The 14498-nt window shown below is 51.5% G+C and carries 15 protein-coding genes and 1 riboswitch; of the genes, 7 read left to right on the forward strand and 8 right to left on the reverse strand.

The window, feature by feature from the left end:
• Positions 1–332: 332 nt before the first annotated feature.
• From ACO0LG_RS23440 to ACO0LG_RS23475, 8 genes are all read right to left on the reverse strand, one after another.
• A complete protein-coding gene (locus ACO0LG_RS23440) occupies positions 333–1427 on the reverse strand; it encodes an enoyl-CoA hydratase/isomerase family protein (protein WP_423029974.1) in 1095 nt (364 codons plus the stop codon).
• A gap of 806 nt (positions 1428–2233) precedes the next feature.
• Positions 2234–2581 carry a ribosome hibernation-promoting factor, HPF/YfiA family gene (gene hpf, locus ACO0LG_RS23445; protein WP_110255966.1) on the reverse strand — a complete coding sequence of 116 codons (348 nt, stop codon included), beginning with the start codon at positions 2579–2581 and terminating at the stop codon, positions 2234–2236.
• Between the two features lie 107 nt (positions 2582–2688).
• On the reverse strand, positions 2689–4179 hold the full coding sequence (locus tag ACO0LG_RS23450) for an RNA polymerase factor sigma-54 (RefSeq protein WP_423029976.1): 1491 nt from the start codon (positions 4177–4179) through the stop codon (positions 2689–2691).
• 11 nt (positions 4180–4190) lie between these two features.
• Positions 4191–4946, reverse strand: coding sequence for an LPS export ABC transporter ATP-binding protein (gene lptB, locus ACO0LG_RS23455; RefSeq protein ID WP_162039597.1), 756 nt, complete (start codon positions 4944–4946; stop codon positions 4191–4193).
• A 1-nt stretch (position 4947) separates the two neighbouring features.
• The gene (locus ACO0LG_RS23460; protein ID WP_162057449.1) at positions 4948–5511 is read right to left on the reverse strand and encodes an LptA/OstA family protein; all 564 of its coding nucleotides are present in this window, start codon (positions 5509–5511) and stop codon (positions 4948–4950) included.
• A 20-nt stretch (positions 5512–5531) separates the two neighbouring features.
• Positions 5532–6176 carry an LPS export ABC transporter periplasmic protein LptC gene (gene lptC, locus ACO0LG_RS23465; RefSeq protein ID WP_423029979.1) on the reverse strand — a complete coding sequence of 215 codons (645 nt, stop codon included), beginning with the start codon at positions 6174–6176 and terminating at the stop codon, positions 5532–5534.
• The gene (locus ACO0LG_RS23470; protein WP_423029981.1) at positions 6173–6706 is read right to left on the reverse strand and encodes a KdsC family phosphatase; all 534 of its coding nucleotides are present in this window, start codon (positions 6704–6706) and stop codon (positions 6173–6175) included. The genes lptC and ACO0LG_RS23470 overlap by 4 nt, the downstream gene beginning before the upstream one ends.
• A complete protein-coding gene (locus ACO0LG_RS23475) occupies positions 6706–7746 on the reverse strand; it encodes a KpsF/GutQ family sugar-phosphate isomerase (RefSeq protein WP_423029983.1) in 1041 nt (346 codons plus the stop codon). Before ACO0LG_RS23475 ends, ACO0LG_RS23470 begins: the two co-directional genes overlap by 1 nt.
• Before the next feature lie 113 nt (positions 7747–7859).
• Here ACO0LG_RS23475 and ACO0LG_RS23480 point away from each other — a divergent pair, with 113 nt between their 5' ends.
• The 7 genes from ACO0LG_RS23480 to ACO0LG_RS23510 all read left to right on the forward strand — a co-directional run bounded on the left by ACO0LG_RS23480 (position 7860) and on the right by ACO0LG_RS23510 (position 14426).
• The gene (locus tag ACO0LG_RS23480) at positions 7860–9842 is read left to right on the forward strand and encodes a monovalent cation:proton antiporter-2 (CPA2) family protein (RefSeq protein WP_423029985.1); all 1983 of its coding nucleotides are present in this window, start codon (positions 7860–7862) and stop codon (positions 9840–9842) included.
• Between the two features lie 32 nt (positions 9843–9874).
• Positions 9875–10417 (forward strand): adenine phosphoribosyltransferase, encoded by a 543-nt coding sequence (locus ACO0LG_RS23485; protein ID WP_423029987.1) that lies wholly within the window; start codon positions 9875–9877, stop codon positions 10415–10417.
• An 86-nt stretch (positions 10418–10503) separates the two neighbouring features.
• On the forward strand, positions 10504–10956 hold the full coding sequence (locus ACO0LG_RS23490; RefSeq protein WP_423029989.1) for a GNAT family N-acetyltransferase: 453 nt from the start codon (positions 10504–10506) through the stop codon (positions 10954–10956).
• A 128-nt stretch (positions 10957–11084) separates the two neighbouring features.
• A riboswitch (S-adenosyl-L-homocysteine riboswitch) is annotated at positions 11085–11159 on the forward strand.
• Positions 11160–11184: 25 nt separating this feature from the next.
• Positions 11185–12615, forward strand: a complete 1431-nt coding sequence (gene ahcY / locus ACO0LG_RS23495) for an adenosylhomocysteinase (RefSeq protein ID WP_423029991.1) — start codon at positions 11185–11187, stop codon at positions 12613–12615.
• Positions 12616–12722: 107 nt separating this feature from the next.
• On the forward strand, positions 12723–13082 hold the full coding sequence (locus tag ACO0LG_RS23500) for a phage holin family protein (RefSeq protein ID WP_423029993.1): 360 nt from the start codon (positions 12723–12725) through the stop codon (positions 13080–13082).
• Positions 13069–13896, forward strand: coding sequence for a methylenetetrahydrofolate reductase [NAD(P)H] (gene metF, locus ACO0LG_RS23505; RefSeq protein ID WP_423029995.1), 828 nt, complete (start codon positions 13069–13071; stop codon positions 13894–13896). Before ACO0LG_RS23500 ends, metF begins: the two co-directional genes overlap by 14 nt.
• A gap of 77 nt (positions 13897–13973) precedes the next feature.
• On the forward strand, positions 13974–14426 hold the full coding sequence (locus tag ACO0LG_RS23510) for a DUF3592 domain-containing protein (protein WP_423029997.1): 453 nt from the start codon (positions 13974–13976) through the stop codon (positions 14424–14426).
• Positions 14427–14498 lie beyond the last annotated feature (72 nt).

Raw genomic sequence — 14498 nt, forward strand, 5'->3', positions numbered from 1 at the left:
AAAGGCGACGGCGCACCTGGCCCTCAAGTTTTATGGCGCGGATTCCAACACCTGCCACATATCACCGACATGTTTCTAATCATGCGGAGCAATAAGTAATATGTGGGTAATGATCAGCCCTAAAGGGAGTTCCCGTTTGTGCAGTTCAAAAAATGGGAAGGCCCGAAACTCGCCTTTGGCTCAAACAGCGGTCCTTCTTAATTCATTTTCTGTACAGCACAAACGGCGTCTACACATGGGAACTGCGGAAAATCAAAAACAACGTCATCGCGACCTTCGTGCAAATTTCGTGAGCTACGATTGATCAAAGCTTTGATCGGTCATTCTTGCAATCACCCTTCCAAATACCGCAAAGGATGCGCATGAGCAGGCCAGGCTTCGGCAAAGAATCCTGTCAATTGTTCCGTCGTTACTTCAGCCAATGTCGCAGGTGACCAGCGTGGCGTATTGTCTTTATCCACCACCAATGCACGCACGCCTTCCAGCACTTCGCCATGTTTGAAGCAATGGCGTACCATGTTTCTTTCCATGCGCAGGCAGGCCGATACTGTCATGTCTTTGCTGCGGCGCAGTTGTTCCAGTGTGACTGACATCAGCAATGGCGAACGCTTTTGCATGGTGGTCAGGGTTTGCTGGGCGAATTCGCTGTTGTGCTGCTCCAGTTTTTCACAAATGGTAGTAACACTATTGCCTTGGAAGATGTCATTAATGGCCGCATGTTGCGTTGCCAGTTTGCTGATATCCGGTTTCGCCTGGTCTGCAAAAGTTGCTGCGAAATCGCGTATCGCCAGGCGCAGGTCCGTGGCGGTGCTTTCACTGAGCAAATTCATCAGTGCCGGTATTTCTGCAGTAGGTATATAGACATCCGCCAGACCGGCATAGATGGCATCAGCGGCAGTGATGATATCGCCAGTCAATCCAAGGTAAGTACCAATTTCCCCCTCAGTGCGCGACAGGAAATAGCCGCCCCCTACGTCAGGGAAAAGACCGATATTCACTTCCGGCATGGCCATCTTGGTACGCTCAGTGACGATACGCAAACGGCAATCTGGCCCTGCCTGTGCGATACCCATGCCGCCCCCCATGACCACGCCATTCATCAGCGCGATATAGGGTTTTGGGTAGAAATGGATTAAATGATTTAAGGCATACTCTTCCGTGAAAAAATCTTCCAGCAGGGCGGAGTCACCTTTGGGTGTGGCCGTGCCGACATCATAGAAAAAACGGATATCACCACCAGCACAAAATGCTTTCTCGCTGCTGCTGTGGATAAACACGGCACGCACGCTCTGATCATCCTGCCAGGCCAGCAAGGTCGTCGTCAGCGCTCTTACCATATCGAGTGACAGCGAGTTCAAAGCTTTGGGTCTGTCTAGGGTGATGTAGCCTATATTGTTCTTGACGGTGGTAAGTACAAATTCGCTCATGGTGGTTGACTATGCAGGGTAGGGGATGAAGCTGCTATTTTAACTTTGTCGGGCCTGGGCGTCACGGGGTGTATATGTTTATGAGGAAATAGCGTAAGGACTGGTTGTGGTTGCCGTTGGGTTTGACTTTGGGGTTTATGTTGTTTTTGATTTTCCGCAGTTCCCATGTGTAGCCGCCATTTGTGCAGTACAGAAAATGGAAAAAGAAGAGCCGCTGTTTGAGGTGTAGCAGGGGTTTCGTGCAGCATGCTGCACGCCTGCGTAACGGCATGCGCTTGCAAGCGCATGTTCCTAAGGGCAAGGCCGCAGGCGAGTTTCGGATCTTCCCATTTTTTGTACTGCACAAATGGGCACCCCGTAGGGGCGGCTACGCCTGGGTCGCCTTTCTTTGAATACTTACTTTGGCGACGCAAAGAAAGTATTTCGGCTGCCGGGCCGAGACCCGGCTTGTATCCACGGAGAGCAAACGTTTTAGTCAAAGTGCCACATGTAAAAAAACGCCACGGCATACGACGAACGCCGCTGGATTCCAGCCAAAAGCATGCTGGAATGACGTTAATACGCGTACAGGATTGTTGCAAGGCATTCACGCTACGAACGCACTAGCCAGGCGGATTTCAGCTAAATCTATGCTGGAGAGCTAGCCAGGTAGAATGACGGTTAATAAGTATGCGGATTTTCTCAGGGTAATTCAGTTACTGATTGATGTAAATTGTTAACCTCAAAACCATGCACCCAACAAAAAGGACGCCTTTAGCGTCCTTGTTTTGGATGTCCACAACCCTGTCAGGGTAAGGACTGGGGTCTTATGAAGCCGATGCCGGATCAGGTATGTGCTTGATGGCGTCGTGCTGATGGTCTTGCATTTTATCTTTGTGCTTGATGACCTGGCGATCAAGTTTATCTACCAGTGCATCGATTGCCGCATACAGATCATGCGCCAGACTTTCAACGTGGATATCTTTACCGCTGATATGCAGATTAATGTCGGCTTTGTGTCGTTTATCCTTTTCCCGGAGCTTGTCCACCGTCAGGATGACGGCGATATCAATGACCTGGTCGAAATGCCGCCTGATACGTTCTAGTTTGGTATGTACATATTCACGAATTGCAGGAGTTACTTCGACGTGATGTCCACTGATGGTGAGATTCATACTGTGCTCCTATAGTGATGTTGCTTGCTGTAATGATACGCTCTCAGCATTTATTTGCCTTGAGCTAAATCATATATAGCAATTCAAACCGTGATTACAAGGACTGCTTACAAAGATTTACGCAAACTGACTGGGGGGATTTTGAGGGCTTCACGGTATTTGGCAACTGTCCGTCGGGCAATTACCATGCCCTGTTCACCCAGCATGTCTGCAATTTTGCTATCAGAGAGTGGGCTTTTCTGGTCTTCTGCTCCTATCAACTGCTTGATGAGTGCACGTATCGCGGTGGAAGATGCTTCACCCCCTGTTTCCGTCGCGACATGGCTGCCGAAAAAGTACTTCAACTCAAACATGCCATGTGGGGTCAACATGTATTTTTGAGTTGTAACACGGGAGATAGTGCTCTCGTGTAATCCTAGTGTATCAGCAATTTCGCGCAAAACAAGGGGTCGCATAGCAACAGCACCGTGCGTGAAAAAATTGCGTTGCCTTTCGACTATGGCTTGTGCAACGCGCAATATAGTCTCAAAACGCTGGCGCATATTCTTGATCAGCCAACGGGCTTCTTGCAATTGTGCGCCCATGCCAGCTTCGCCACGGTTTTGCTTCATGATGTTGGCATACATGCTGCTTACCCGCAGCCTGGGCATGACATCCTGATTCAACATGACTTGCCAGCCGTTAGTAGATTTTCTGACGATCACGTCTGGCACGACATAATCAGATTCATCGGCAGCAAAAGCAATGCCAGGTCTGGGTTTGCACATCCTGATCACAGTTTGTGCATCGCGCAAATCTTCGTCATCACAGTCGAGGATTTTCTTGAGTTTGGTGAAATCTCTTTGTGCAAATAAAGTCAGTTGTGTTTCAACAATTTGCAATGCCAGCCTGCGTGTGACGAAAGCAACTTTTGGTAAGCGCTTGATTTGCAGGGCCAGGCATTCTGACGGGCTGCGCGCACCGACACCTGCCGGGTCAAAGCTTTGCAGCATGTTCAGGGCAAAAGCCAGTTCTTCTGGTTCTACAAACAACTCCAGTGGCAAACTGGCATGTATTTCATCTAATGTTTCGGTCAGGTAACCATTATTGTCGAGCGCATCGATCATCAACTCGACCAGGGCGCGGTCACGCGGTTCACGCAGGTTCAGGCGCATCTGTTCCAGCAAGTGCTCACGCAGGGTGACATGGGCTGCACCCAGCTGCGGGCGGCCATCTTCATCATCGCCAGATTTGCTGCCATGCTGCACATCATCAAAGCCCCAGTCTTCTTCGCTGGAGGTGGTGCTGTCGTTACTGACGACGGTTTCTGCATCAGCCGGGGCTGGGTCGGCAGACCTGTCGCTGTCGTCTCTTGGCACTGGTGCTTCCATGCCCGCATCGGCAGAAGTGCTGCTGGTATTAATGGCACCATCGGCCAGCAGGCGCACGGCGTGATCGAGGGGATCATCGACGCGTTCCAGCATGGGATTATCGGTCAGCAGCGTCTCCAGCTCCTGATGCAATTCCAAAGTGGATAACTGCAATAATCGTATTGATTGCTGCAATTGCGGCGTTAAGGCCAGATGTTGTGAGGTACGTAGTTGCAGGCTTTGTTTCATGATGATTCCCGTCACATCCGGAAGTGTTCTCCGAGATAAACGCGACGTACAGATTCATTTTGTATGATGTCGTCAGGCTTGCCGCTGGCAAGTACCGCTCCTTGATTGATGATGTAGGCATGATCGCAGATGCCCAGGGTTTCGCGCACATTATGATCGGTGATCAGCACACCTATGCCGCGTTCCTTGAGGAAGCGCACGATGCGCTGGATTTCGATGACGGCGATAGGATCAACACCGGCAAAGGGTTCATCCAGCAAGACAAAGCGTGGGTTGGTCGCCAGTGCACGGGCAATTTCGACGCGGCGACGCTCACCACCTGACAGTGACAGCGCCTGGCTTTCGCGTATTTTTTCTATCTGTAAATCTGCCAGCAGGGCATTGAGCCTTTGCTCAATTTTCTTGGCACCGAGATACTTGCCTTCGCTGTCTTTTTGCAATTCGAGTACAGCGCGGATATTGTCTTCTACCGTCAGCTTGCGGAACACTGATGCCTCTTGCGGCAGGTAAGACAGACCCAGTACGGCACGTTCATGGATAGGCAGTTGCGAGATATTCACATCATCAATCGTGATGTCTCCTGCGTCTGAGGGCACCAGGCCAACGATCATGTAAAACGAAGTAGTCTTGCCTGCGCCATTCGGGCCTAGCAAACCGACTACCTCACCGCTTTTCAATAGCAGTGATACATCGCGCACCACCTGGCGCGCACCGTAACGCTTTTGCAAGCCCTTGACAAGCAAGGTGCTGCTTGACTGTGCTGTCATCTTATTTAGCCTGTTTTTCTGGTTTTGGTTGCAAGGTAATGGTGATATTGCCTGAGCCATCCACATGCTGGCCGCTCGTTGAATTCGTGCCAACAAAAACATCATTCTTGCTGTCATAAGACAAGTATTCACCTTCTTGTTCCTGGGTGACGCGCTTGCCTTCGAGATAGCGTACCTTGGCCTTGGAAATGAATTTGACGATTTCTGTACTCTGGTTATATTCAGCGCGGTCTGCTTCGCCATCAACCCACAAGTCAGGGCCACCATCGCGTTTCTGGCGGAAGGTGACTTTGCGGCCACTGCCACCTGTCAGAACAACAAACTGATCGCCATTCGGGGCTTCGGTCACGACAGCACTCTCAGAAGTGACGGTCAGGGTGCCGCGCACCAGGGACACGCCCTTGGATAATCTGCTGACGCTGGCTTTGCCATCACTGATGCCATACCCTGCTTTGATGATGGTTTCCTTGTTGCTGTCGGCTTTTTCTGCATTGGCAGAAACACAGGCTAGCCCCAGGCAGGCCAGGCTGATCAAGCGTGTGACGCTAAATGATGTTTTGATCATGTGCATAGTCGCTTTCTTGCTTATTTATTCCCGGTTTTGGGAGCTGGTTCACGTTTCTTGAGTTGAATGTAAACCTTGCTCAGCAATTCCAGGCCTTGGGTTGAATTATTGGCAATCATGCCAGTTGCAGTTGAATGCAGTTTGCCGGTCGTGATTGAAACCGGTTTGTCGGTTTTAACGATATCGTCATCCGGCAAGAGCAAAAGATAATCAGACTCCACACGCACGAATTGTGAACTCAGACCCTCGGGTCTTTCCATGCTGACATTGTCATACAGATGAACCATGTCATGCTCACGCTTGGGCGTGGTCAGCGATGATTTTTGCGATACAACGGCGAGTTCAGCACGCAGGTGCAGCGGTGGCCTGTCCTGGTCAAAGCTGTTGATCTGCGGGTGCTTGATTTCTATATTGTCAGTCCGCGGCAAATGCACCAGGCTGTCACCGGTGATGTGGTAATTGGCCTTGCCATTGTTCGACAGCCGGATGAAATTGAATTTCTCCACATAGTAATCCGGCGCTGACCTCGCAGAAGTGCGGTTTTGCTCATCATCTGCATGACGGCGTATGACTTCCATGACCCAGATAGTGCCCATGGTGATTACGCCCAGCAATATCACGGCCAGCCAGATGCGGAAGCGGTCTATGGTCATTTGGGGTTTCATGTCAGATATGCTTGTAAAGCCTGTTCATATTTGCCCTGGGCGCGCAGGATAAAGTCGCAGACTTCGCGCGCAGCCCCCTGGCCGCCACTGGCCTTGGTAATATATTGAACGCGCTGTTGTACTTCGGCATGGGCATTCGGTACGCTCGCTGCAAAACCGACCCGTGTCAGTATTGGCAAATCAATGACATCGTCACCAATAAAGCCGCATTCTTGCGCAGGTATGTCCAGCTTCGCCAGCAGTTCAAGAAATGCACTCTTCTTGTCATGGATGCCCTGGCTGACGTGGCTGATGCCAAGATCAGCAGCACGCTTGCTGACGATGGCCGATTGCCTTGCGCTGATGATAGCCGTGATGATGCCTGCCTGTTGCAAGAGCTTGATGCCTTGCCCGTCGAGCACATTAAAACACTTCATCATTTCGCCTTCTGGTCCGAAATACAAGCTGCCGTCGGTCAGAATGCCGTCCACATCAAAAATCATGAGCCGGACTTTACTGGCTCTCTCTACAGAACCTACAGGATTATTCATCAGATCACCTTGGCTCTGGTCAGGTCATGGATATGCAAGGCACCCACCAGTTTGCCGCTGTCGTCAGCGACCAGCAACTGGTTGATGCGGTAAGTTTCCATGACTTCGACGGCTTCAACAGCCAATTGTTCCGGGCGTATGCGGCGTGGGCTGTGGTTCATGACATCCGCAATGCGCAACTGGGTAAAGTCGCGAGTGCCATCCATCAGGCGGCGCAAGTCACCATCGGTGAAAATGCCCAGTACCGTTTGATGTTCATCCACTACGGCAGTCATCGCCATGCCTTTTTTGGTGATTTCCAGCAGCGCAGTTTTCAGGCTGGTTTCTGGCCCAACCTGCGGGATGTCTTCGTTGGTGCGCATGACGTCTCTGACGTGTGTCAGCAGACGGCGACCAAGCGAGCCACCGGGGTGCGAGCGGGCAAAGTCTTCTTCTCTAAAGCCACGCGCATCCAGCACCGCCACCGCCAGGGCATCGCCCAGCGCCAACGTCACTGTGGTGCTGGCAGTCGGTGCCAAATTCAGCGGGCAGGCTTCTTTGTCTACATGCAAGTTCAGATGGATATCAGCCAGCTTGCCCAAGCTGGATTCCGGGTTGCCCGTCATGGCAATCAGTTTCACACCCAGCCGCTTGATGATGGGCAGGATGGACATCAACTCAGACGCTTCACCAGAATAGGAGATGGCAATAAACACATCCTGCGAAGTGACCATGCCAAGGTCGCCATGCGCAGCTTCAGCCGGATGGACAAAAAACGATGGTGTGCCCGTCGAGGCAAAGGTGGCCGATATTTTTCGGGCAATATGGCCAGACTTGCCTATGCCAGACACCACGACCCTACCGTGGCATGCCAACAACATACTGACTGCCTGCGCAAATCCTGCGGCATCGCCATTACCCAGGCGTTTTTGCAGGGCAAGCAGGGCGTCAGACTCGATTTGCAGGGTTTCACAAGCCAGTTTCAGGGCGCGCTGTGCTGCGACAGCCGCGTCTGTCGCGGGGTGTTGTATAAAAGATAAATGTGTATTCAGTTCATTCATGCCAGAAGTATAAACGAAATCCTCTAAGCAAAAACTTTGCCAGTTGTAACGTAATGAATTATGTTTGCCCAAAAGCAGGATAGCAAGCCGATAAATCGGCAATAATAGGCGACATGACAGGACTGGACACCACACTTTTATTGCTGGCTGCTGCCGTATTGGGCGTGGTCGCATTCCGTATGCTGCAACTGCCGCCCATGCTGGGTTATCTGGTGGTTGGCATCTTCATCGGCCCACACGGTTTTGGTATGGCCGAAGACGGTGCAGTAACCCATGAACTGGCCGAATTTGGCGTGGTCTTCCTGATGTTCTCCATAGGGCTGGAATTTTCCCTTGCCAAACTCATGGCCATGCGTAAGGCCGTATTTGGCCTGGGGATGGCACAGGTGCTGGTCACGATACTGACCAGCATGGTATTTGGCTGGGTAGCCAGCCGCTTTTTGCCAGGCATGTTTCAGATCAGTTGGGAAGCTTCATTCGCACTTGGTGGCGCATTGGCGATGTCCTCAACTGCCATCGTCTCCAAAATGCTGACAGAAAGACTGGAACTGGAAAGCCTGCATGGCAGGCAAATCATTAGCGTGCTGCTGTTTCAGGATCTGGCTGTGGTGCCTTTGCTGATCCTGGTTCCAGCATTGGCGTCAAAATCACCGGACCTTGGCAAAACTCTGGCGCTGGCGAGTGGCAAGGCGGCGGTGGTGCTGGTCTTGCTGCTGGTGGTCGGGCAAAAACTCATGCGCGCCTGGTTCCACATCGTGGTCAAGCGGCGCTCACAAGAGCTGTTCATGCTCAACCTCTTGTTCATTACTCTTGGCGCGGCCTGGCTGACCGAGAAAGCCGGTTTATCGATGGCGCTGGGTGCGTTCGTTGCTGGCATGCTGATCTCAGAAACCGAATACCGCCATCAGGTGGAAGAAGACATCAAACCCTTCCGCGATGTCTTGCTGGGGCTGTTCTTTATTACTGTCGGCATGTTGCTCAATGTGCGTCTGGTGTATGAGCAATTCTGGCTGGTGCTGCTGCTGCTGACAGGGCCAGTCTTGCTGAAGTTTGTACTGATCGCGGCGCTGGCAAGAGCATTTGGCAATTCCACCAGCGTTGCCTTGCGTACCGGTCTGGGGCTGGCACAGGCTGGTGAATTTGGTTTCGTTTTGCTAAACCAGGCAGGTGGCTTGCAACTGGTTGATCCCATGCTGGTGCAATTGATATTGGCGTCCATGGTGATTTCCATGCTGATTTCACCCTTCATCCTGTCCAAGTCCGATGCCATCGTCATGAAATTCTCTGCCAATGAATGGATGATGCAATCGCTGGCACTGACCCAGATCGCTGCCCGCACCATGACCACCAAGAAGCATGTGATCATTGCCGGTTTTGGTCGCAGCGGGCAGAGCCTGGCGCGTATCCTGTCTGAAGAAAATATTGATTACCATGCCCTCGATCTTGACCCCGACCGTGTGCGGGAAGCGCAGACTGCCGGTGCGAATGTCTCGTATGGCGATGCGGCACGGCGTGAAAGCCTGCTGGCTGCGGGCGTCAACCGCGCCTCGGCACTGGTGGTGACCTATACCAGCACCGCATCCGCGCTCAAGGTTTTGCATTTCGTCAATGAGATGAACCCCAGCCTGCCTGTCATCGTGCGCAGTCATGATGATGTTGATCTCGATAAGCTCAGGGCTGCCGGTGCCACTGAGGTAGTGCCAGAACTCATGGAGGGCAGCCTGATGCTGGCTTCGCATGCGCTGGTGATGCTTGGTGTGCCTTTGCGGCGCGTGGTACACAGGGTGCAGGTCGCGCGTGAGGCGCGCTATGAATCGCTGCGTGGCTTCTTCCACGGTGCCAGTGACGCCGCTGACAGCCCTGAGAGCATGCAGATACGCCTGCATACCGTTGTCTTGACCGACAATGCCAAAGCGCTAGGTCAGAAACTGGCAGAGATCAACCTGGCTGAGCTGGAAGTCGATATCCACACTGTCCGCCGTGGCAAGACCAGGCTGGAACAGCGCGATGACATCGTTTTACAGAATGGCGACGTGGTCGTTGTCAGAGGAACTTCCGAAGCAGTCGCTAGAGCAGAGCAGCGGCTGTTAAAATAGCGGGTTATTTTTAAATTTGAAGGACATGCTCGATGTTGAATCCGGCTGAATACATTAAACAACATATACGCACGGTGGAAAACTGGCCACAAGCAGGCGTGATGTTCCGCGACATTACCCCCTTGTTGCAAAATCCTAAAGTATTCCGTGTGCTGATTGATATGTTTGTGCATCGCTACATGGATGAAAAGCTTGACGTTGTAGCTGGCCTGGATGCACGCGGCTTCATCATCGGCTCTGTGGTGGCGTATGAGCTGAACCTGGGATTTGTGCCTATCCGCAAGAAAGGCAAGTTGCCTTTCCATACCGTATCTGAACAATACGAGCTTGAATATGGCAGCGCAACGGTAGAACTGCATTCTGATGCCTGTAAACAAGGTGACCGCGTAGTGTTGATCGATGATCTGATCGCTACTGGTGGCACCATGATGGCAGGCAAGAAATTGCTGGAACGCCTGGGCGCAACAGTAGTGGAAGGTGCTGTCATTGTTGACTTGCCTGAGCTTGGTGGCTCAAAGATCATCCAGGAGAGCGGCCTGCCGCTGTTCACTGTCTGTAATTTTGATGGTCATTAACATATGAGTTAAAAACATATAAGTTAAAAACATATAAGTTAAAAACATATAAGTTAAAAACATATAAGTGACAAGCCTTGACCTACATGAGTTCGTTTTATATAGCCACCGTTGACCCAGCCTTGCCCGAGGCCGCTGTTTTGCTGGATGAATTGTCTGCCAGCCTGGCAGCCATCACAGGTGACAGTGGCCGTTCTTCATTTGACATGCAGGATGTGCGCGTGCCCGGTGCCTTGTTTGTGCTGGCACGCAATGAAGATGGCAAGGCCGTGGGTTGCGGCGCTTTTCGTCCGATAAGCGAGGGTGTGGCTGAAGTCAAGCGTATGTATGCACAGGCAGCGGGTGTGGGTCTTGCCGTATTGTCACATCTTGAAGCTGCCGCCAAAGAATTTGGTTACCTGAGTCTACGTCTGGAAACCCGCCTCATCAACCAGCGTGCGGTCACTTTCTATGAGAAACATGGCTACGTACGGATTCCAAATTTTGGTAAATATGCGGGACGGACAGAGGCTGTTTGCTTTGAGAAAATACTCAAGTAATCAAATAAAAGACTCACGATTGCTTAAATGCCAAATCCCTGCAAAGGGTGGCCAGTTTCTTTGTAAGACTTATTCGTTACAAATAGCAAGAAATCTGCACAAAGCCCAGAGCTGCGCTATACTTCAAATCTTCCAAGGAGCGTTGCGACGAAAACTACGAGTTTTTGCCAGGCTTGGGATATCCATAACCGCGCTCACGTTACTTTTTTCATTAGAAAGGAGGGCGTGATGAACGCCGTCGTAGCAAACACATCCACTACTAATACTTCTCAAGATTTTTTCGTTGCTGACCTGAGTCTCGCTGATTGGGGCCGCAAGGAAATCCGCATTGCTGAAACAGAAATGCCGGGCCTGATGGCTATTCGTGAAGAGTTCGCAGCTAGCCAGCCTTTGAAGGGTGCCCGTATCACCGGTTCCCTGCACATGACTATCCAGACTGCCGTGTTGATTGAAACACTGCTGGCCCTGGGTGCAGAAGTGCGCTGGGCATCTTGCAATATTTATTCCACACAAGACCATGCTGCTGCAGCGATTGCTGCTGGCGGCACACCAGTGTTCGCTTTCAAAGGCGAAAACCTGGATGAGTACTGGGATTTCACTCACCGTATTTTCGAATGGAAAGACGGCGGCTATTCCAACATGATTCTTGATGATGGCGGCGACGCGACATTGTTGCTGCATCTGGGTACTCGTGCTGAAACAGATATTTCTGTCTTGGCCAACCCAGGTTCAGAAGAAGAAATCTGCCTGTTCAATGCGATCAAAAAACACCTGGCGATTGATGGTACCTGGTACTCCAAACGCCTGGCAGAAATCAAGGGCGTGACAGAAGAAACAACGACAGGCGTACATCGCCTGTACCAGATGCATAAAGATGGCAAGCTGGCTTTCCCTGCCATCAACGTCAATGATTCCGTCACCAAGTCCAAGTTCGACAACCTGTATGGTTGCCGTGAATCCCTGGTCGATGGCATCAAACGAGCAACTGACGTCATGATCGCTGGCAAGGTCGCCGTTATCGCTGGTTACGGTGATGTAGGCAAGGGCTCTGCGCAAGCCATGCGTGCCTTGTCTGCCCAGGTATGGGTAACTGAAATCGATCCTATCTGCGCATTGCAGGCAGCGATGGAAGGCTACCGCGTTGTGACCATGGAATATGCTGCTGAACATGGCGACATTTTCGTGACAACGACAGGTAACTACCACGTCATCAGCCATGCGCACATGCTGAAGATGAAAGACCAGGCCATCGTTTGCAACATCGGTCACTTCGATAATGAAATCGACGTCGCCGCATTGAAGCAATACACTTGGGAAAACATCAAGCCGCAAGTTGACCATGTGATTTTCCCTGACGGCAAGCGTATCATCCTGCTGGCAGAAGGTCGTCTGGTGAACCTGGGTTGCGGTACTGGCCATCCATCGTATGTCATGAGTTCTTCTTTCGCCAACCAGACCATCGCGCAAATCGAATTGTTTGCCAATACAGCGAAATATCCAGTCGGCGTCTACACTTTGCCTAAGCACCTGGATGAAAAAGTCGCCCGTCTGCAATTGAAAAAACTCAATGCGCAACTGAGCGTGCTGACAGAAGAGCAGGCTGCCTATATCGGCGTGAGCCAAAACGGCCCTTACAAGCCAGATCACTACCGTTATTAATCACCCGGCACCTATCCGTGTTTGCCATATGTCATGGCAGGCACGGACAGGTGTAATGAAGCTGTATCTTGTGGCTACAGCTTCATCCCTCTACGACAGGAGCATGTATGCGTTTACTGGCAACCTGGTTGGTCAATGCGCTGGCTTTGCTGGCGATCCCTTATTTGATTTCTTCAGTACAAATCGACAGCTTTGGTACGGCGCTGGTCGTGGCTGTAGTACTCGGCCTGGTGAATACCATCATCCGCCCCATCGTATTGATACTGACTCTGCCAGCAACGGTCTTGAGCCTGGGCTTGTTCATCTTTATCATTAACGGCCTGATGTTCTGGGGTGTGGCAAATATGGTGGATGGCTTTCACGTTACCGGCTTCTGGGCTGCAGTGGGTGGAGCGTTGTTATACAGCGTGATCTCCTGGGCACTCTCGACCTTATTGTTGCAAAATAAAAAAGATGAAGACGCCTAATTTCAGCATAGAATTTTTTCCGCCCAAGACGGCGGAAGGCACGGAAAAGCTGCGTGTCACTAGGGCCAAACTGGCTGAACTTAATCCTAAATATTTCTCTGTCACTTTTGGCGCTGGTGGCACGACTCAGCAGGGTACGCTCGATACCGTGACCGAGATACGCCGTGAAGGCCATGACGCGGCACCACATCTGTCCTGCGTTGGCGGTACCCATGAATCCATCCGTACTATCCTCAATGAATTCAAGGCCAATGATATTCGCCGGCTGGTGGCACTGCGTGGTGACTTGCCCAGTGGTTATGGCATGGGTGGTGAATTCCGTTATGCCAATGAGCTGGTGGAATTTATCCGTGCCGAGACTGGTGACTGGTTCCATATCGAAGTCGCGGCCTACCCGGAAATGCACCCACAGGCGCGTTCGCCACAAGATGATCTGAACAGTTTCGTGCGCAAGATGAATGCTGGTGCCAATGCTGCGATTACCCAGTATTTTTATAATGCTGATGCCTACTTCCGTTTTGTTGAAGAAGCACGCAAGGCGGGTGTCACAGCACCTATCGTGGCAGGCATCATGCCTATCACTAACAGCACACAGTTACAGCGTTTCTCTGAAATGTGCGGTGCCGAGATACCGCGCTGGATACGCCTTAAACTCGCCAGCTATGGTGACGATACGGCTTCCATCAAAGCCTTTGGCCTGGATGTAGTGACCTCCATGTGTGAACGACTGTTGGCAGGTGGTGCGCCGGGTTTGCATTTCTATTCTTTGAACCAGGCAGCAGCCACGACAGCTATCTGGCAAAGACTGGTTTAATATAACTTGCTCATCGCAACACTATCCTCGCCAGAGATGATCTGCCGGGGATTTTTTATGTCAGGTTTTTTGCAGCCATGGGAATCTACTTCGCTATTCTGTTCATCTTCATTGCCGTTGCCTGGATGTTCTGGTCTGTACTGGACCTTTTCAGGGCCAGTCAAAGCCTGCACTGGCCTACAGTGCAGGCAAAAGTCAGAGTATGCAAAGTACGAAGATACTTCCATCGCACGACGGGATATAAAGACAGTGCCATACAAGAATGGAGTTTCCAGTTACTGTATGACTACAGTGTCAATGGTCAGGTTTATCAGGGAGACAAAGCATTTTTTTGTGGCTGGCCGAGCAAGCGGGTCGCAAGGAATATTGTCGCCAAATATCCCGAGGGTAGCACCGTCAGCATTACTTACCATCCCGATAAGCCGAGTGTGAGTGCGCTGATCCCTGGGGTGAACCGCTTTGCCTGGCTTGTCTTGCTGGCTGGCCCCATGGCGCTGGTGCCGGCTTATATTGCCTGGCGGCTTTTCTAAGAACCTGCTTACGATCTTACTGCGCGAGCGCAATGGGAGTCCACGCGGGACTCATGTGCTGCTCAACATGCT

Source organism: Undibacterium sp. Ji42W (assembly GCF_049340405.1).
In the GTDB taxonomy this organism is placed as follows: Bacteria; Pseudomonadota; Gammaproteobacteria; order Burkholderiales; family Burkholderiaceae_D; genus Undibacterium.

Excerpts from the sequence above, each read along its gene's own strand:
- ACO0LG_RS23440 (WP_423029974.1), bottom strand. The coding sequence starts at position 1,427 with ATGAGCGAATTTGTACTTACCACCGTCAAGAACAATATAGGCTACATC.
- hpf (WP_110255966.1), bottom strand. The coding sequence starts at position 2,581 with ATGAATCTCACCATCAGTGGACATCACGTCGAAGTAACTCCTGCAATT.
- ACO0LG_RS23450 (WP_423029976.1), bottom strand. The coding sequence starts at position 4,179 with ATGAAACAAAGCCTGCAACTACGTACCTCACAACATCTGGCCTTAACG.
- lptB (WP_162039597.1), bottom strand. The coding sequence starts at position 4,946 with ATGACAGCACAGTCAAGCAGCACCTTGCTTGTCAAGGGCTTGCAAAAG.
- ACO0LG_RS23460 (WP_162057449.1), bottom strand. The coding sequence starts at position 5,511 with ATGATCAAAACATCATTTAGCGTCACACGCTTGATCAGCCTGGCCTGC.
- lptC (WP_423029979.1), bottom strand. The coding sequence starts at position 6,176 with ATGAAACCCCAAATGACCATAGACCGCTTCCGCATCTGGCTGGCCGTG.
- ACO0LG_RS23470 (WP_423029981.1), bottom strand. The coding sequence starts at position 6,706 with ATGAATAATCCTGTAGGTTCTGTAGAGAGAGCCAGTAAAGTCCGGCTC.
- ACO0LG_RS23475 (WP_423029983.1), bottom strand. The coding sequence starts at position 7,746 with ATGAATGAACTGAATACACATTTATCTTTTATACAACACCCCGCGACA.
- ACO0LG_RS23480 (WP_423029985.1), top strand. The coding sequence starts at position 7,860 with ATGACAGGACTGGACACCACACTTTTATTGCTGGCTGCTGCCGTATTG.
- ACO0LG_RS23485 (WP_423029987.1), top strand. The coding sequence starts at position 9,875 with ATGTTGAATCCGGCTGAATACATTAAACAACATATACGCACGGTGGAA.
- ACO0LG_RS23490 (WP_423029989.1), top strand. The coding sequence starts at position 10,504 with ATGAGTTCGTTTTATATAGCCACCGTTGACCCAGCCTTGCCCGAGGCC.
- ahcY (WP_423029991.1), top strand. The coding sequence starts at position 11,185 with ATGAACGCCGTCGTAGCAAACACATCCACTACTAATACTTCTCAAGAT.
- ACO0LG_RS23500 (WP_423029993.1), top strand. The coding sequence starts at position 12,723 with ATGCGTTTACTGGCAACCTGGTTGGTCAATGCGCTGGCTTTGCTGGCG.
- metF (WP_423029995.1), top strand. The coding sequence starts at position 13,069 with ATGAAGACGCCTAATTTCAGCATAGAATTTTTTCCGCCCAAGACGGCG.
- ACO0LG_RS23510 (WP_423029997.1), top strand. The coding sequence starts at position 13,974 with ATGGGAATCTACTTCGCTATTCTGTTCATCTTCATTGCCGTTGCCTGG.